Consider the following 17,538-nt stretch of genomic DNA (forward strand, 5'->3'; position numbering starts at 1 on the left):
CCAGTTGGGGACACGATGGGACGCAACAGAGTAGTGATCGTGGGCGGGGGATTCGCCGGCTATCACGCGGCGGAGCGGCTGGCCCGGCAAACCCGGCGGGAGGAAGTCGAGATCGTCCTGGTCAATCCCACCGACTACTTCCTCTACCTGCCACTGCTGCCCGAGGTCGCCGCGGGGATCCTCGACCCCCGAGCGATCACGGTCTCCCTTCCGGGAACCCTGCCACGGGTGCGTCTGGTGCTCGGCGAGGTCACCTCGGTCGATCCCGACCGTCAGCGGCTGACCTACACCGACCCCGAGGACAACACCGGAGCACTCGACTTCGACCGCCTGATCCTGGCAGCGGGCAGCGTGAACAAGCTGCTGCCCATTCCCGGAGTGGCCACCCACGGGCACGGTTTCCGGGGCATCCCGGAGGCGCTGTACTTCCGCGACCACGTCACCAGGCAGATAGAACTCGCCGCTGCCACGACCGACCAGGCCGAACGCGACGCGCGCTGCACCTTCGTGGTCGTCGGGGCGGGTTACACCGGCACCGAGGTGGCCGCCCAGGGACCGGACTTCACCCGGTTGCTGGCCGACCGGCACCCGGAGCTGTCCAACCAGCCGATCCACTGGAAACTGCTCGACGTGGCCCCGCGCGTGCTGCCCGGGCTCGACCACAGGCTGTCGGAGGCGGCCACCGACGTGCTACGTGCCCGCGGAGTCGAGCTGTTGACCGAGACCTCGATCGAACAGGCCGGTGAGAAAGGGGTCACGCTCGACAACGGACGACACGTCCCCACCCACTCGCTGATCTGGTGCGTGGGGGTGCGTCCCGACCCGCTCGTGGAGTCCCTCGGACTGGAGACCCGACAGGGCAGGATCGCGGTCGACGAGACGCTCAACGTCGCGGGCTACCCCCGGATCTTCGCCTGCGGCGACGCCGCCGGTGTCCCCGACAAGGGCAATCCCGGCGGACTCACCCCCATGACGGCCCAGCACGCCACCCGACAGGGCAAGCTCGCGGCCAGTAACGTGGTGGCCTCCCTGCGGAACGGGAAGCTGCGGGGATACCGGCACCGCGACCTGGGCTTCGTGGTCGACCTCGGTGCGCACCAGGCGGCGGCCAACCCGCTGCACGTTCCCGTGTCGGGATTCCCCGCCAAGGTGGTCACCCGGGGGTACCACCTGATGGCTATGCCCGCGAACCGGTTGCGGGTGGCGGTCGACTGGGCCCTGGAGGCGGTCTCACAGCGACAGTGCGTACAGCTCGGGATGGTGCGTTCCGGGACCGTCCCGCTGGACACCTCATCCCCGGAGGTGCCCGACCTGCGGGGTGAGGAGTCCTTCGGGGCGTCCTCCCGTCCCGCCCCGGGCTGAACTCCCACCGGCCGAGAGACTCGGACTGCCCGCCGGTCGCCCCACGATCGCGCGCCCGCGCCTCGGAGTTCCTCCCTACATGTCCAGCCCGATGTCCAGCACGGGCGCCGAGTGCGTCAACGCCCCGACGGCCAGACAGTGCACCCCGGTGTCCGCGTAGTCGGCGGCACGGTCGAGGGTGAGCCCCCCGGAGGCCTCCAACTCGGTTTCCGGGGAGACCGCGCCGGCACGTCGCACCGCCTCGGCGCACTGCTCGGGAGTGAAGTTGTCCAACAGCACCAGTCCGGGCCGCTGCCGCAGCACCTCGTCCAGTTCGTCCAGATCCCCGACCTCCACTTCGAGGGGAAGGCCGGGGGCGTGTTCGCGGCAGGCACGCAGCGCGGCCCCGGGAGAACCGGCCGCGGCCACGTGGTTGTCCTTGACCAGCATCGCGTCCCCGAGCCCGAAACGGTGGTTCTCGCCACCCCCGCAGCGCACCGCGTACTTCTGGGGCACCCGCAGGCCGGGAAGGGTCTTGCGGCTGTCCCGGATCCGACAACCGGTCCCGGCCACCGCCTCCACCCAGGCGGCGGTGGCCGTGGCGACTCCGGAGAGGTGCGTCAGCAGGTTCAGCGCGGTCCGCTCGGCGGTGAGCAGTATTCGCACCGGTGCCCGAACCGTGAGCACGGACTCGCCGGACCCCACCGGGGAGCCGTCCACGCCCGCGTGCTCGACGCGGTAGCGGTCGGCGCCGACCACCTGGTCCAACACCGCGAGCACCAGGGGCAGCCCCGCCAGGACCCCGGAGACGCGGGTGTTGAACGCGGCCGTGGCCACGGAGTGCTCGGACACCGTCGCCTCGGTGGTGGCGTCGGGGCCGTACCTGAGGTCCTCGGCCAGTGCGGCACGGACCAGCACCTCGGACTCGGCCGGATCCAGTCCGGCCACGCGCAGGTTCCGGGTGGTGACTTCGGACAGGTTCACGCGACGTCCCTCGTTTCCTCCGGAGCGGAGCGGATCAGCCAGCCGGACGCGTCCAGCCGCAGCGGATTGGGCCGCCGCCAGTGGAGATCGTCGGTGTCCGGGTGGTCACGTCGACGATGGCATCCCCGCGACTCGGTGCGGTGGGAGGCCGCCACCAACAGGGCGTGGGCCGTCAGCGTCAGGGCCGCGTCCTCGGCCTCTCCCCGTGTGCGCAGTGGACGTACCACCGAGGCCGCCTCCAGCGCCGTGCGGGCCTGGTCCAGCCCCGCGCCGTCGCGTTCGATTCCGGCGTGGCCGCTCATGATCCTCCGGAGCACGCCCCGGTCGACCACCGGGGCGGCGGGAAGCCGCTCCGGTGTCGGTCTCGCACGTCCCTGGTGGACACGGGCGAGGTCGTGCCGGGCGCTCTCCGCGGCCCGTACCCCCAGCACGGCTCCCTCCAGCAGACTGTTGGAGGCCAGCCTGTTCGCGCCGTGCAGTCCCGTCCTGGCGACCTCACCGGCCACGTACAGTCCGGCCACACCGGTCCTGCCCTCCACCGTGGACACGACTCCGCCGCAGGAGTAGTGCGCCGCCGTGGTGACCGGGATCGGTTCGACCACAGGGTCGATCTCCGCGGCACGGCACGCCGCGTACACCGTGGGGAAACGGTCGGGCAGCGCGGAACCCAGCGCCCTGGTGGCGTCCAGGTAGACCGACTCCGTACCGGTCTCGGCCATCCGCCGCTCGATGGCGGCGGCCACCACGTCGCGCGGGGCCAGCTCACCAGCGGGGTGTTCGTCCCGCATCACCCGCTCGCCGTGGGCGTCGACCAGTACCGCCCCCTCGCCACGCACCGCCTCGGTGACCAGCGGTCGCCTGCCCTCGTTCTCACCGGGAACGTGCAGCACGGTGGGGTGGAACTGGACGAACTCCAGGTCCGCCACCTCGGCACCGGCCCGCAGGGCCAGGGCGATCCCGTCGCCGGTCGCCACCTCCGGATTCGTGGTGGCCCGGTAGAGCTGTCCCAGGCCGCCGGTGGCCAGCAGCACGGCCGGGGCACGGAGCACACCGGGACGTCCGGCGTGGTCGAGCACGAGAGCCCCTCCCACGGCACCGTTCTCGGTGTGCAACAGCTCCACCACGCAGTGCCGTTCCAGCACCGGCAGCCCCTCCGCGGAGGCGGTCGTGCCCAGCGCACGCTGGATCTCGGCGCCGGTGGCGTCCCCGCCGGCGTGGATCACCCGGAAAGCGCTGTGCCCCCCTTCCCTGGTGCGGGCGAGCCTTCCCCCGGAGGTGGTGTCGAAACGTGCCCCGCAGGCGCGGAGCCGACGTATGGCGGCGGCTCCGTCACCGAGAATGCTGTTCACCGCCGTGGGTGAGCACAGTCCCGCTCCGGCCTCCAGCGTGTCCCGTACGTGTTTCCCCACGCTGTCGCCCGGGTCCTTCTCCTCGGGGCGGACAGCGGCGACACCTCCCTGGGCCCAGGAGGTGTTGCCCGCCGAGACCTCCTCCTTGCTCACGACCAGCACCCGCATGCCGAGCTCACGGGCGCGCAGGGCCGCGCTCAACCCGGCCACCCCGGTTCCGACGACCAGCAGATCGGCTTTGGCCCGCCAGGTCATTCGCCACCACCGGGACGTCCGATACTGATCATGCGTTCGACCGCCGAACGGGCTCGCCGCGCCACCTCGTCGGAGACCTCCACCCGGTCCTTGCCTTCGGTGAGGCACCGCAGCAGCGCCGCGGGAGTGATCATCTTCATGTACCGGCATGAGGCGCGGTCGTTGACCGCGCGGAAGTCGATGTCCGGGGCCGCCGTGCGCAGCTGGTGCAGCATTCCGACCTCGGTGGCGACCAGCACGGAGGAAGCGCCCGTGCTGCGTGCCGCGTCCAGCATCCCGCCGGTGGACAGGATCTTCACCCGCTCGGAGTCCACCGTGCCGTCCCCGGCCAGGTACAGCGCCGAGGTGGCGCAGCCGCACTCCGGATGGATGAACAGGTCCGCGTCCGGTTCGGAAGCGGCGCGCTCGGCGAGCTCGGCCCCGTTGATCCCGGCGTGCACATGACACTCCCCGGCCCAGACGTGCAGGTTCTGCCTGCCGGTGACCCGTTTGACGTGCGCACCGAGGAACTGGTCGGGACAGAACAGCACGGGCCGGTCCTCGGGAATCGAACGCACCACGTCCACCGCGTTGGACGAGGTGCAGCAGACGTCGGTCTCCGCCTTGACCTCGGCCGTGGTGTTGACGTAGGAGACGACCACCGGTTCGGGCTCACCCGCGTCGAGGAACCGTTCCCGCCAGGAGCGAAGGTCCTCGGCCGTGATGGAGTCGGCCAGCGAGCATCCGGCACGTTCGTCGGGAATGAGCACGGTCTTGTCCGGACTCAGTATCTTGGCCGTCTCGGCCATGAAGTGCACGCCGCAGAAGACGATCTCGTCGGCCGTGCTCTCGGCCGCTATCCGGCTCAACGCCAAGGAGTCGCCGGTGTGGTCGGCGACGTCCTGGATCTCGGGAAGCTGGTAGTTGTGCGCGAGCAGCACGGCGTTGCGCCGCTCCGCCAAACGACGGACCTCGGCGGCCCACTCCTCGGTGGCCGACACACCCGTGTAGCCGTCCTCGGTACGCCGCACCGCCGCCGTGTCGAGCCCGGCCGAGACGCCGTGACTGGCTGCTGTCGCGGCCATGTCTCCTCCTCACCGGCGCGGCGAAGGGGCACCGCGCCGATTCCCAAGGGCCCCGATTCCCCGGGACCTCGATCTCCTGATTTTCCAACCAGGGTTTTCGTCTTATAATCGAAAACGTGCCCTATGCTAACACGTCGGAAGCCGAGGACCATCCGTGTGCGAACTCACCCGTCGAGCACGCGGTGCTCGCCGGTGTCCTACGGATCCGGGACCAAGCCCTGCAGGCACTGCTCTGGCAACGCGCCAGACCTCCGCACACGCACCGCTGGTCCCTGCCCGGAGGCAGACTCGGCCCCGGCGAAACGGTGGAGCGTTCCATCCGCAGGCAGCTGGCGGAGAAGGTCGACGTGCGCGAACTCACCCACGTCGAACAGCTCTCGGTGTTCAGCGCCCCCGAACGCGTACCGGGAAAACGTGTGGTGGCCACCGCCTTCCTCGGACTCATCCCCTGCGACGCCGACCCGACCCTGCCGGAGGACACGGCCTGGCACCCGGTGGAGACCCTTCCGGCCACGGCCTTCGACCACGAGGAGATCCTGCTGACCGCCCGGGAACGGCTGCGGGCGAAGCTCTCCTACACCAACATCGGGTTCGCCCTGGCCCCACCGAGATTCACCGTGGCCGAGCTCCGCGACATCTACTCGGCGGCGTTGGGCTACCGCGTCTCGGCCACGAACCTGCAACGGGTGCTCTCCCGACGCGGCGCGCTGGAAGCCACCGGGGAAACGGTGTCCTCCGGGCCCGCGGGAGGACGCCCCCCGGCGCTGTTCCGCTTCACCTCACGTGATCTGCAGATCACCGACGCCTTCGCCGTGCTCCGTCCACCCACCTGACTCCCTCCCGCCGCCGCGCGGTTGGTCAGTGCGGCGGCGGGGCACGTAGGTTGGAGGAGTGACCGAGACTCTCCCACTGTTCCCGCTGGGAAGCGTGCTGTTCCCCGGCGGCTCGCTGTCGCTGCACATCTTCGAGGCACGGTACCGCCGACTCGTACAGGACCTGGTCAACGAAGTGGTCCCGGACCGTCGTTTCGGTGTGGTCGGGATCCGCCAGGGCTGGGAGGTCGGCGAGAACAACGTCGACGCGATGTACGAAGTAGGGTGTTCGGCCCGCATGGGCGAAGTGCAGCAGCTTCCCGAGGGCCGCTACGACACCACCAGCACCGGCGAACAACGCTTCAGACTGTTGCAGCTGGACACCGAGGCGGCGCCGTACCCGATGGCGCGTGTGGAGTGGCTGCCCGACACCGAGCCCGACCCGGAGACCGAACAGGTCGGGGAACGTCTGGCCGCCTCGGCACGCGCCGCGCACGAGCGCTACCTGGCCACGGGACTGCGTGTGGAGGGCAGCACCACACCGCCCGAGAACACGGACACCTCCACACTCGCCTACGGGCTGGCCGAAAGTTGTGTCCTGGCCACCGAGGACCGCCAGGACCTGCTGGCCGAGACCGATCCGCTCGCGCGACTGCGACTGGTCCGTGCGCTGCTCATCAGGGAGACCGAGTTCGTGCGCAGACTCCGCGCCGTTCCCGCCCAGTTGTCCGAGTTCGCCGAGCAGGCCGGGATCAACTGACCGGCACGACCACGCGGATCGCCGCACGGCGTCCGCCAGGTGCTCGCTAGGATCACGAACCATGTCGTTACCTGGTGGGTCGAACAACTGGCACGGGACGGACAACTCGGGGCGGCACTACTACGACCCACTGAGTGGGCAACCGCTTTCCCACGAGGGAGGTCACCCCCGGCACCCCGTCCCGCCCCGGAGCGGACCGGGACAGTCCGGACCGTATTCCGCCGATGCCGGCACGTCGGGACGTTTTCCCGCCGACCCCCAGAGCTCCGGCTCCGGGGGCGCCGGCACTGCCCGAGAGTCCCTACTACGCAGGTACGGTCCCACCATCGCGGTGACCTCCACCGCCGTGGCCAGCGTCATCACCATCGTCACCACCCTGGTGCTGGTCAAACCCTGGGACGGCTCCACGGCGGGCGGAGCGGGAGCAGCGACGACCTCGGCGAGTGCCGCTCCGAGCACTCCGGTCTCCCCGTTGGAACCGGGGTGGCAGGCGGTTCCCGTCCGCGACGCCGGGATCGCCTACGACGTCCCACCGCTCTGGGAGACCGACCACGAGGGGATCACCGGTTTCGAGACCGAGTCCGGCCAGCGAATGGCACTGAGCAACTACTCGACCTTCTTGGACGGATTCTGTTCACAGGCCTCCACCTCGTACCGGGCCATAGTGGGGCTGACCTCCGTCGAGAAGTCCGACTCCGCCGCGGCGGCGGAGCACGTGCTGCGCCGGATCGCCGAACTCGGCTGGACCACTCCGGAGGGAGCACCCCCGAAGACCGAACTGGACGATCCGCGCCCGGTCGAGCTGGACGGGGGAGCGATCACGGGGAGCTTCCTGTCCGGCACGGTCGTCCCCGACTCCGTGGGCCCGTGCGGGGCACCTTCCACCTACCTCGGCGTGGTGACGGTCTCCACCGACCGAGGAAGTGTCGCTCTGGTGGGCATCGCCGACCAGGAGACGGTGGCAAGCGTCTCCCCCGAGGAGATCGACCGCTCACTGGAGTCGTTGCGGCTGATCTGACCGGCACCGGCCGCCGCGGCGGCCGGTGCCGCTCCCACACGACCCGGAAACGGGCTCCGCTCACCCGACCTGCCCCCGTTCGCCCTCGTGAGGTCCGCGACGTGGTTGTTCCGCCCGGACCTCATCCCGTTTCCCGCCTCTCTCGGGCTCTCCCTTCGGGAACGACTTTCCCCCTCATCCGAAATCATCAATTTTTGTGATTCATATCACAGTGATTGGGATCTCGTCGTGCCGAGCAAGTAAGTGTTACCTTCAGTAACCCCTAAATGTCGGTAACACCAGACCGTCATCGTCAGCCCATCAGGGAGCAGCCATGACCAGCAGCATCACCGAGAACGGGACTCCCTCCGACACTCCCGACCGCGACGACGTGGCCCGCAGGTTGTTGGAGTCCTCGGAAACGCTGTCCTACGACCCGGCCCAGGAAGTCGACTGGGACACCCCGCTGGACACGAACTACCACGGCACCAGCCCCGAGTGGAGCACCCTGTACGGCACCGCGTACTGGAAGGAGATGACTCCCGAGCAGCAACGCGAGCTGACCCGGCAGGAGGCCGCGTCGGTGGCGAGCACGGGAATCTGGTTCGAGATGATCCTGCAGCAGATGGTGCTGCGGGACTTCTACGCCAAGGACCCGACCGACCCGGCCTTCCAGTGGGCGCTGACCGAGATCGCCGACGAGTGCAGGCACTCGATCATGTTCGCGCGCGGGGCGGCGAAACTCCGCGCCCCCGCCTACCGGCCACCCCGGGGAGTGGTCGAACTGGGCCGCGTGTTCAAGGCACTCGCCTTCGGCGAGGCCGCCTACGCCGCGATCCTGGTGGCCGAGGAGGTCCTGGACGTCATGCAGCGGGACTGGATGCGGGACGAGCGTGTGGTGCCCTTCGTCCGCACGGTCAACAACATCCACGTGGTCGAGGAGTCCCGACACATGAAGTTCGCCCGCCAGGAGACCAAGGAGCGACTGGAGAAGGCGGGCTGGCTGCGCAAGCAGATCAACGCGTTCGTCGTGGCCGTGGCCTCCTACTTCATCGTCACCAGCATGGTGAACAAGAAGGTCTACGAGAAGGCCGGGCTGGACGTCAGACGAGCCGTCCGCGAGGCCAAGGCGAACCAGCACCACAAGTCCCTGATGCGCTCCAGCTGCTCGGGTCTGATGGAGTTCCTGAGTTCGGCGGGCCTGCTCACCAAGGCGTCGACCTGGATCTACAAACGCGCGAACCTGATCTGACATGGCCTACGCGATCACACAAACCTGCTGCACCGACGCCTCCTGCGTGGCGGCGTGTCCGGTCAACTGCATCCATCCGACCCCGGACGAGCCGAACTTCGGCAGAACCGAGATGCTCTACGTCGACCCCGCCAGTTGCATCGACTGCGGTGCCTGCGCGGACGCCTGCCCGGTCGACGCGATCTTCCCGGTGGACGCCCTCACGGGTCCGATGCGGGCCTACGCCCAGGTCAACGCCGACTACTACGCCGAAGCCCGGGAGTCCGAGCCCGTCGCCTCCACCGGAGAGGAGCACTCACCGAACTTCCACGCGTGGGGACCGCCGGTGTTCGACCGCGCCATTCCCAGCGACTTCCCGGCGCTGGAGATAGCCGTGGTCGGCACCGGCCCGGCGGGCATGTACGCGGTCGAGGACCTGTTGCTGCACACGAACTGCCGCGTCACACTCATCGACCGCCTGTCCACAGCCGGCGGTCTGGTGCGCTACGGCGTGGCTCCGGACCACCCCTCCACCCGCAAGATCGGCGAAACCTTCGCCCGGTTCCACACCCATCCGAGGGTCGAGATGCGGTTGGGGGTCGAGGTCGGCAGGGACATCACCACCGAGGAGCTGGCCGCCGAGTACGACGCGGTGATCTACGCGGTCGGCGCCTCGGCGGCACGCACTCTCGACGTCCCCGGTGAGCAACTCCCGGGAAGCGTGCCGGCCACCACCACGGTGGCCTGGTACAACGGGCACCCGGACGTCGCGGAGACGACGATCGACCTCTCGGCCGAACGTGCCGTGCTGGTGGGCAACGGCAACGTGGCCCTGGACGTGGCCCGCATCCTGACCACCGATCCGGACGAGTTGGAGCACACCGAGATCTCGCGGAGGGCACTGCGCGAACTCCGTTCCAGCGGGATCCGCGAGGTGGTGCTGCTCGGCAGGCGTGGTCCGGACAACGCCGCCTACACCAGACCCGAACTGCTGGCCCTCGTCCAGCGGGAGGATGTCGAGCTGGTCGTGGACACCCACGACCCGGACGTCGCACGCACCGTCGACGCCGCCCCCTCCAACAGCAAGGCGGGACTGCTGCGCGGACTCACCCGGGAAACCGTCGACTGGAACGCCACACCGGCACACGGGCGGAAACGCATCGTCCTGAGGTTCCACTCCTCTCCCGAGGAGTTCCTCGGCGAGACCCGGGTCCGGGGGGTGCGGGTGACCGGACACTCCGGAAGCGTCGACATTCCCACGGAACTGGTCGTGCGGGCGATCGGCCACCGGGGCCGACCGGTCGCCGGACTCCCCTTCGACGAACGAACCGGCACCGTCCCCAACACGGCGGGACGCGTGTGGGACAGGCCCGGGACCTATGTCGTGGGCTGGATCAAACGCGGCCCCTCCGGGGGGATCGGGGCGAACCGGAGCTGCGCCAAGGAGACGGTCGGCAGCCTGATCGAGGACGTGGTCGCGGGCAGGATCCCCGGCAGGCAACGACGTCGCTCGAAGCTGGTCGAGCTGGCCGGTCGACTGGGCGGGCGCCTGTCGAGAACGCTCGAACGCAGCGGATGACCCCCACCCGGCCGGAGCACCCCTCGGTGTGCGCCGGCCGGGTGGACGGAGGTCCTCAGCCCCGGCGTCTGCCGAGGTCGTCCAGCCCGTTCCAGGAGGCGAGCAGACCGTACACCAACGCCACGGCCAACGGCTGGGTCACCAGGGCCGCCGGGGTGTCGATCCGAGGGGCCACCTCGACCAGGTCCCCCGCCTCCATCCGTTCCGGCAGCGGGTACATCCCCGCCGCGAGCGAGGTGCCGACGCGGGTGCCGAGCCATCCCGCCAGCACCGAGCCCAGCACCGCCGCCAGTAACAACACCGGCCCGCGCCTGCCACGCAGCAGCCACAGCGCCGCGGCCACCAGCACCCCGGCCGAGAGGCCGAGCAGCAGGAAGATCGCCAGACCGTCGAACTCGTGGTAACTCTCCACCAGCACGGGCACCAGCTCGCCGTCCGCGGTCATGACGCTCTCCTGGGCGGGCGCCAGTCTCGACCAGACCCAGCCCAGTGGAAGTCCGAGCAGCGCGAGCAGTGAGAACACGCTCAGCCCCGGAAGCAGATCCGCCCTGACCACCACGCGAGGTTTCCTCCGTGGTTCGTCCTCCTCCGGTTCCGGAGCACCGCGACCGAAAGCGGGCTCCCCTCCCGGCACGTCGACCGATCCCACGAGTCCTCCTCACACACCTGCGTCCGGCCCCCGTTGCTCGCGGGTCCGCGAGGGCCCGTCCGTACGTCGATTATTCTTCGTGCACAGTCATATCCGAACTCCCGGACCAGGAAAGTGGCGGACGCCTTGCCAGATCCCACGTCGACCGGACCGGCCCCCGCCCCGAGCGAACGTCCACGCTCCGCGCCGAGAGTACCGGCCGGACGGACGGTCGCCGAGCTCCTGCTCGGGGCGATCACGGCTGCCGCCCTGAGTCTCGCCCTCCAGTTCGTGGTCGCTCACATCGGCATCATCGAACCGAGCTACGGTCCCGACGCCCTGGCCGTGTTGAGCACCACGGGGCTGCTCGTGCTCGTTTTCGGCGCCGTGGTCCTTCCCGGACGGCTACCGCGTGCGGAATGGTTGCGTCTCGGTGGTGCCTGGGCGGTACTGACCACGCTGAGCACCCTGCTGCTCGCCCTGCCCCTGCAGGGAACACGGTTCTACTACGGAGGTTCCAGCGGGGACAACGCCTTCCGTATGCAGTACCTGACCCGCATGGCCGGACACGCGTTGCCCGCCGACATGAACTACCTGGGCATCCCCCCGTACTACCCGTCCGGATGGTTCTGGTTGGGCGGCCGTTTCGCCGAGCTGATCGGATGGGAGGGCTGGGCCGCCTACAAGCCCTACGCCGTGCTCTGGTTCTCGGTGACCGCCGTGGTCGCCTTCGCCCTGTGGAGCCTGGTGCTGTCACGGCGGCTGGCCCTGCTCGCGGCGCTGGCCACCGTCCTCGCGGGAACACGCCACGGACTGCTCGAACCCTACGCCTGGCCGTCGGCGGCCTGGTTGCCCCCGATCATCGTGCTGGCCTGGTACGCCCTGCGCCGCCCGGGCCGGCCCCCGCTGCCCACACTGATCGGCATCGGGGTGTTCACCGGGTTCGCGGCGGTCACCTACACCCTGCACTTCGGATTCAGCGTGCTGCTGATCGTCGGCCTCGCCGTGGTCGTGGGAATCCTGCGGGTCCGCAACGGCGCCGCGATCGGAAGGACGGCGTGGGAGCTGTTCCTGCGGCTGGTTCCGGTCGGGATCACCAGCGGGCTGCTGGCGCTGGTCGTGTGGCTGCCCTTCCTGCTCGCCGGGGGGCTGTTCGAACGCAGCGCCGCACAGCACTACCTGCCGGAGTCCAGCGCCTTCCTGCCCCTTCCGTTCACGAACGTGGGTACTTTCGGCCTGCTGTGTCTGAGCGGGTTGGTGTGGCTGATCGTTCGGTCCACCACCAGCCGCGTCGCTCCGGCCCTGCTCACCGTGGTCGGGGGCGTCTACATCTGGTTCGGCCTGTCCACACTGGCCCTGCTGGCCGAGACCACCCTACTGGCCTTCCGGCTCAGGGTGGTGCTGGAGAGCGCGCTGGCGGTCTCGGGAGCGCTGGGGCTGGTGGAACTGTTCGGCTGGCTGCGCCGGAAACTCTCCGGCTGGTACGGACCGCGGCTGACCGTGTTCGCCGTGATCCTCGGGATCACGGGCTCACTGGGCGTGTTCCAGCACGAACTCCGGGTGGGGTTGGCGGCCGAGACGGAGTCCGCCTACAACGACTACTACCCCAACGGCAGAACCGCGCTGGACGAGAGCGACCGGGACGATCCGGGAGCCTGGCTGGACGAGCTGAACTCGACGATCACCGGTCTCACGGACGAGCCTCCCCAGAACACCGTGCTGCTCACCACGAACTACGACCTGCTGCCCTACCACCCGTACTGGGGTTTCCAGCAGGAAACCCCGCACTACGCCAACCCCCTGGCGGAGTACGAGCACCGCGCGGCCACGATCAGACGCTGGTCGAACGCCACGAGCAGCCAGGAGCTGCTCCGGATGCTCGACGACACCGAGTTCACCGCACCCGAGGTGTTCGTCGTGCGGCACCACTCGGACTCGGAGGAGGTGTACGTCCCCCAGGTCCTCGACGACGCCGAGAAGGTCAATCCTCCCGAGGGCACGCTGTCCCTGACGCTGAAGGCCGACGCCTTCCCCCGTCAGCCGAACGTGCACAACTACCCGGTGTTGTTCGATGCCGAGCTGTTCCGGGATCCCGCGTTCGTCACCCGCCGCGTGGGGCCCTACACCGTGATCGCACGCCGGTGAGGACGGGCTCGCCCTCGAAGCGGCGGTGACCGGCCCGTCCTGGAGCGGAGGCCGCGTGGAACTCGCACGTCCCCTTCTCAGGCCGGTGTCACCGGAAGACGCTCCAGACCGCGCATGAGTGTGCTGAACCGGTAGCGCAGTTCCTCCCGCGGAACGGCCAGGGTCATGTTCGGGAAACGCTCGCTCAACTGGCGCAGCGCGATCTCCCCTTCCAGGCGGGCGAGCGGGGCACCCACACAGAAGTGGATGCCGTGCCCGAACGCGAGGTGCCCACCGGTCGCCCGGTCCTGGTCGAAACGTTGCGCGTCGGGGAACCTGTCCTCGTCCCTGTTCGCCGAGGCCAAGGAGACCAGCACCAGTTCCCCCTCGGGGATCTCGACCTCCCCCACCGTCACCGGCTCACTCGTGAAACGCAGCGTCGCCAGGTTCACGGGACCGTCGAACCGAAGGGCCTCCTCGACCACCTTCGCGGCCCGCTCCGGTTCGGTACGCAGTTTCTCGTGCTGCTCGGGGGAGTCCAGCAGGGCGAGCGTGCCGTTGCCGATCAGGTTGACCGTCGTCTCGTGTCCGGCCACCAGCAGCAGGAAAACCATGGCGACGAGCTCGTTGCCCTGGAGGCGATCGGAGTCCTCACTGGACTCGATCAAGCCGGTCAGCAGGTCCTCGCCCGGATGTGTGCGTTTGGTCTCGATCAGTTCGAGCAGGTACTCGGCCATGGCCGCGGCGGCGTGTTCGGCGGCGCGCGGGTCCTTGCCCGATACCACGTTGTTGGACCAGGTACGGAAGTCGTCCCTGCGGTCCTCCGGAACACCGAGCAGCTCGCAGATCACCCGGATGGGAAGTGGGAAGGCGAAGGCGTCCAGCAGGTCGATCCCGGTCTCTCCCACGGCAGCCCGCGCGGCCATGTCGTCGAGCAGCTCGCGGGTGATCTCCTCCACCCGGGGGCGCAACGCCTCCACCCTGCGCGCGGTGAACGCCTTGACCACCAGTTTGCGCAGGCGTGTGTGGTCCGGAGGATCCATGTTCAGCATGTGGGCCTGCACCGCGTCCCCGATGTCCGGGTGTTCGGCCCCCTCCTCGGCCGCCTTGTTGTCCATCACCCGGCGGATCTCGCGATAGTCCTTGCGCAACCGCTGGTCGGTGAGAGCGGCCTTGGCGTCCGCGTAGCGGGTGACCAGCCACACCGGCATCCCCGTCACCGTCTTCACCCGGCGGGTGGGGTCGTTCTCCCGCATCCGGGCGTAGTGCACGTAGGGGTCCTGCAGGAACTCGTCGTCCAGAACGGACGGAGCGGTGTGCGGGCACTGTTGCGACGCGGTCATGAAGCCCTCCAGACAAACACGGTGCCGTCCTCAGTTGACACCGTTTACCGCGATCTTGTCATCCCGCGATCAGCGGAGTCGGGACACGTTTCCCCCGAAAGGACCTCATGTTCGACGGGCCGCCAACCGACGGCCCGCCGCGACCTCACTGTTTCCACCCCGGAGCGGGCACCACGGGGACACCCCCGTTCCACCGGCGGGTAGCGTGGCCTGATGTGGCTGCACCGGATCCCGTGGACATACACCTGCTGAACGCCGTCGCCGAGACAGGGCGCGCCTCCATCCCCGAACTCGCCGCTCATCTGGGCATGGACGTGCGCGAGGTGGCGGCCCGCCTGGCGGCACTGTCCACCAGCGGGCTTCCGCTCGTGGTCGGCGTCGAATGTGATCCGAACGGAATTCGTAACGCGTTGGCCGCAGTGGGAGTCCCCGCCGGACCGCAGTACGCTCCCCCGCAGGCACAGAACCCACCGAGTGGGGGTTACCCGGTTCCTCCCGCTCCCCAAGCGGGGCAACCGAACCAGCCCTCCGGCCCGCACAGCGGGGCTCACCCGGTGTACGGAGGAGCGAGCGGCCCCTATCCCCCGCAGAGCGGTCCACACCCGGCTCCGGTCCCCCCACAGGGACCACCACAACAGCCCGCCGCCGGACCGCCTCCGCACCGTCCCAGCACCCCACCCCGCGGCCACTCCGCTCCACCCTCCCAGGGCGCCCCCACCGGATGGGGACCGCCGGCCTCCGGGAACTGGACCAGAGCCACGCACGCCGCCCAGAGCGGAGCACCGCCGCGACCACCGGTTCCACGCTCGGGCAAGGTCGGAACCAAACTGGACGGTGTGGGCCCCAACGGGGAACCGGTCTCCGTGTTGCTGGTCGAAGTGGTGGACCCGGCGGACTTCCTGCTCAGCGCGGCGGGTCACCAGCTCTCCGAGGGACAGCGGGCGGTGGTGGTGCACACCGAGCTGACCAACCGGGGCCCCACGGCCTTCACGGCCCCACCGGACCGGCATCTGGTCCTGGTGACCACGGAGGGAACGACCGTTTCCAAGTCCTCGGTGTCGATGTCCTCACGGCCGCCGCACGGTCCCACGGTCTCGCCCGGGGAAACGGGAGGGGGGCACACCGTCTTCGTCCTGCCGGAGGAAACCGAGCTGAGCACAGTCGAGTGGTCTCCCACACCCGAACCGGGACCCCATTCCCTGGTCTGGGACATCACGGACTCGTGAGTCCCTCCCCGCGCTGGGTGCGGTTCGCCCGGAGGAACTCAGTGGTCCTGGGCACGCAGCACGTCCAGGGCGTGCTGCAGGTCGGGGGGGTACTCGCTGTCGAAGGTGACGCGGCGGCCGTCGGCGGGGTGGTCGAAGACCAGGGAGTAGGCGTGTAGCCACTGACGGGTGATTCCGAGGTGCCGTGCCAGTGTCGGATCGGCCCCGTAGGTCAGATCCCCGACACAGGGATGGCGCACCGCGGAGAAGTGCACCCTGATCTGATGGGTGCGGCCCGTTTCCAGCTTCACGTCCACCAGCGAGGCGGCACGGAACGCCTCGACGATCTCGTAGTGCGTGACACTGGGTTTGCCCTCCGAGACCACCGCGAACTTGTGGTCGTGACGTGGGTGGCGGTCGATGGGGGCGTCGATCGTCCCTTTGCTCGGGTCCGGGTGTCCCTGCACCAGCGCGTGGTAGTGCTTGTCCACGGTCCGTTCCCGGAACGCGCGTTTCAGCACCGAGTACGCGTGCTCCGACTTGGCGAGCACCATGACACCGGTGGTTCCGGCGTCCAGCCGGTGAACCACGCCCCGTCGTTCCGGAGGCCCCGACTCGGCCAGGTTGATCCCGGCCGCTGCCAGCCCGCCCAGCACGGTCGGGCCCTCCCATCCGGGGCTGGGGTGCACGGCCACGCCGACGGGCTTGTTGACCACCACGAGGTCCTCGTCCTCGTGCACCACGGTCAGACCGTCGACCGGCACCGGGGGGGCCTCGGGCTCCTCCTGCCCGGGAAGCCGCACCTCCAGCCAGGACCCGGCCAACAGGCGGTCCGACTTGCCCGCCGGAGAACCGTCCAGCTCCACGTCACCGGACTCCGCGAGCGCTGCGACCGCGCTCCGGGACAATCCCAGCAGCCGGGCCAGTCCCGCGTCGACCCGCATCCCGTCCAGACCGTCCGGGACCGGAAGTGTTCGCAGATCAGTCACGTTTCCCCTCGTCGCTACCGCGTTCCGGATCAGCGCTGTCGGAACGGTCCGGTTCCCCGTGTCCACCCCCTCGTTCCGAGGTGGGACCACCACGGGCCCGTCTCCCCGCCGCCCGACTTCCTCCCCGCTGCACGGTTCCGTCGTAGTCACGGCCGAGCAGCGCGAGCAGCACGATGAGCACGCCACCGCAGACGATCGCCGAGTCGGCCAGGTTGAACACCGGCCACACACTGCCGTCCGGGGCGAAGACCGACAGGAAGTCGATCACGTGGCCGTGCAGCGGAGCCGGATCCCGGAAGATCCGATCGACCAGGTTCCCGAGGGCCCCACCGAGCACGAGACCGAGGCCGACGGCCCACGCCCGGGAGCGCAGTTTCGGCGCGAACCAGACGATGGCTCCGACGATGGCTGTCGCCAGCAGGGCCAACACCCAGGTATGACCGGTGGCGATACTGAACGCCGCCCCCGGGTTACGGTACAGCACCAGGTACAGCGCCCCGCCGAGCAGCTTGACCGGAGGTTCGCCCTCCAGCCTGGCCACCGCCAACGACTTGGTCAGCACGTCCAGCACGAGCATCACGGCCGCGATCCCGAACAACAGCCCCAGCAGACCCCAGCGGGGGCCCTGCCCGGAGGCCACCGACACGTGCTGCTTTCCGTCCCCGGCCCCCGGGCCGGACTGGCGGTGTTTCTCGCTCACGGCCCCATTGTCCCCGACCGACAGCTGCCCGCGCCCAGCAGGATGCGCCGCCCCCTCCCACGACCAGCACTGTGCTCCGGTGACGTTCCACCGGACTGAGGCGATGGGCGCGAACACCCACACTGCGCACCGCACCGACATGAGCTAGGCAATCCGGGGGAACACCTCACCCGGTCG

At 69.5% G+C, this 17,538-nt stretch carries 15 protein-coding genes; 8 read left to right on the top strand and 7 right to left on the bottom strand.

What is annotated here, in order from left to right; translation table 11 throughout:
- Window positions 1-15 precede the first annotated feature (15 nt).
- On the top strand, window positions 16-1,362 hold the full coding sequence (locus ACTMO_RS0110785) for an NAD(P)/FAD-dependent oxidoreductase (RefSeq protein ID WP_019854705.1): 1,347 nt from the start codon (window positions 16-18) through the stop codon (window positions 1,360-1,362).
- Window positions 1,363-1,437: 75 nt separating this feature from the next.
- On the opposite strand, the gene nadC is transcribed toward ACTMO_RS0110785, so the two are convergent.
- From nadC to nadA, 3 genes are read right to left on the bottom strand one after another with little or no spacing between them, the layout of a single operon-like run.
- The gene (gene nadC / locus ACTMO_RS0110790) at window positions 1,438-2,325 is read right to left on the bottom strand and encodes a carboxylating nicotinate-nucleotide diphosphorylase (RefSeq protein WP_019854706.1); all 888 of its coding nucleotides are present in this window, start codon (window positions 2,323-2,325) and stop codon (window positions 1,438-1,440) included.
- Complete coding sequence (locus ACTMO_RS0110795) at window positions 2,322-3,929, bottom strand: L-aspartate oxidase (protein WP_019854707.1); 1,608 nt, start codon at window positions 3,927-3,929, stop codon at window positions 2,322-2,324. Before ACTMO_RS0110795 ends, nadC begins: the two co-directional genes overlap by 4 nt.
- Window positions 3,926-4,993, bottom strand: coding sequence for a quinolinate synthase NadA (gene nadA, locus ACTMO_RS0110800; RefSeq protein WP_019854708.1), 1,068 nt, complete (start codon window positions 4,991-4,993; stop codon window positions 3,926-3,928). The genes ACTMO_RS0110795 and nadA overlap by 4 nt, the downstream gene beginning before the upstream one ends.
- Before the next feature lie 182 nt (window positions 4,994-5,175).
- Between nadA and ACTMO_RS0110805 the strand changes: the two genes are divergently transcribed.
- The 5 genes from ACTMO_RS0110805 to ACTMO_RS0110825 all read left to right on the top strand — a co-directional run bounded on the left by ACTMO_RS0110805 (window position 5,176) and on the right by ACTMO_RS0110825 (window position 10,372).
- Entirely contained in the window at window positions 5,176-5,826 is a 651-nt protein-coding gene (locus tag ACTMO_RS0110805; RefSeq protein WP_019854709.1) for an NUDIX domain-containing protein, read from the top strand.
- A 58-nt stretch (window positions 5,827-5,884) separates the two neighbouring features.
- On the top strand, window positions 5,885-6,565 hold the full coding sequence (locus tag ACTMO_RS0110810; RefSeq protein ID WP_019854710.1) for an LON peptidase substrate-binding domain-containing protein: 681 nt from the start codon (window positions 5,885-5,887) through the stop codon (window positions 6,563-6,565).
- Between the two features lie 331 nt (window positions 6,566-6,896).
- Window positions 6,897-7,583: a DUF8017 domain-containing protein gene (locus ACTMO_RS0110815; protein WP_019854711.1), complete on the top strand. Its 687-nt coding sequence runs from the start codon at window positions 6,897-6,899 to the stop codon at window positions 7,581-7,583.
- Window positions 7,584-7,896: 313 nt separating this feature from the next.
- Entirely contained in the window at window positions 7,897-8,814 is a 918-nt protein-coding gene (locus tag ACTMO_RS0110820) for an AurF N-oxygenase family protein (RefSeq protein WP_019854712.1), read from the top strand.
- A 1-nt stretch (window position 8,815) separates the two neighbouring features.
- Window positions 8,816-10,372, top strand: coding sequence for an FAD-dependent oxidoreductase (locus ACTMO_RS0110825; RefSeq protein ID WP_019854713.1), 1,557 nt, complete (start codon window positions 8,816-8,818; stop codon window positions 10,370-10,372).
- A 55-nt stretch (window positions 10,373-10,427) separates the two neighbouring features.
- Here the strand turns inward: ACTMO_RS0110825 and ACTMO_RS0110830 are convergent, their stop codons facing one another.
- The gene (locus ACTMO_RS0110830) at window positions 10,428-11,021 is read right to left on the bottom strand and encodes a DUF2567 domain-containing protein (protein ID WP_019854714.1); all 594 of its coding nucleotides are present in this window, start codon (window positions 11,019-11,021) and stop codon (window positions 10,428-10,430) included.
- Window positions 11,022-11,147: 126 nt separating this feature from the next.
- On the opposite strand from ACTMO_RS0110830, the gene ACTMO_RS0110835 reads away from it, so the two are divergent.
- On the top strand, window positions 11,148-13,145 hold the full coding sequence (locus ACTMO_RS0110835) for an arabinofuranosyltransferase (protein ID WP_245556128.1): 1,998 nt from the start codon (window positions 11,148-11,150) through the stop codon (window positions 13,143-13,145).
- Between the two features lie 77 nt (window positions 13,146-13,222).
- Here the strand turns inward: ACTMO_RS0110835 and ACTMO_RS0110840 are convergent, their stop codons facing one another.
- Entirely contained in the window at window positions 13,223-14,467 is a 1,245-nt protein-coding gene (locus ACTMO_RS0110840) for a cytochrome P450 family protein (protein WP_019854716.1), read from the bottom strand.
- A 215-nt stretch (window positions 14,468-14,682) separates the two neighbouring features.
- Here ACTMO_RS0110840 and ACTMO_RS0110845 point away from each other — a divergent pair, with 215 nt between their 5' ends.
- On the top strand, window positions 14,683-15,693 hold the full coding sequence (locus ACTMO_RS0110845) for an AsnC family protein (protein WP_026449093.1): 1,011 nt from the start codon (window positions 14,683-14,685) through the stop codon (window positions 15,691-15,693).
- Between the two features lie 38 nt (window positions 15,694-15,731).
- Here the strand turns inward: ACTMO_RS0110845 and ACTMO_RS0110850 are convergent, their stop codons facing one another.
- Together ACTMO_RS0110850 and lspA are read right to left on the bottom strand one after the other, a co-directional pair.
- The gene (locus ACTMO_RS0110850; protein WP_019854718.1) at window positions 15,732-16,661 is read right to left on the bottom strand and encodes an RluA family pseudouridine synthase; all 930 of its coding nucleotides are present in this window, start codon (window positions 16,659-16,661) and stop codon (window positions 15,732-15,734) included.
- Window positions 16,654-17,361 carry a signal peptidase II gene (gene lspA, locus ACTMO_RS0110855; protein WP_019854719.1) on the bottom strand — a complete coding sequence of 236 codons (708 nt, stop codon included), beginning with the start codon at window positions 17,359-17,361 and terminating at the stop codon, window positions 16,654-16,656. Before lspA ends, ACTMO_RS0110850 begins: the two co-directional genes overlap by 8 nt.
- Between the last annotated feature and the right edge of the window lie 177 nt (window positions 17,362-17,538).

Origin of the sequence: Actinopolyspora mortivallis DSM 44261 (assembly GCF_000384035.1) — a bacterium.
Lineage (GTDB): Bacteria > Actinomycetota > Actinomycetes > Mycobacteriales > Pseudonocardiaceae > Actinopolyspora > Actinopolyspora mortivallis.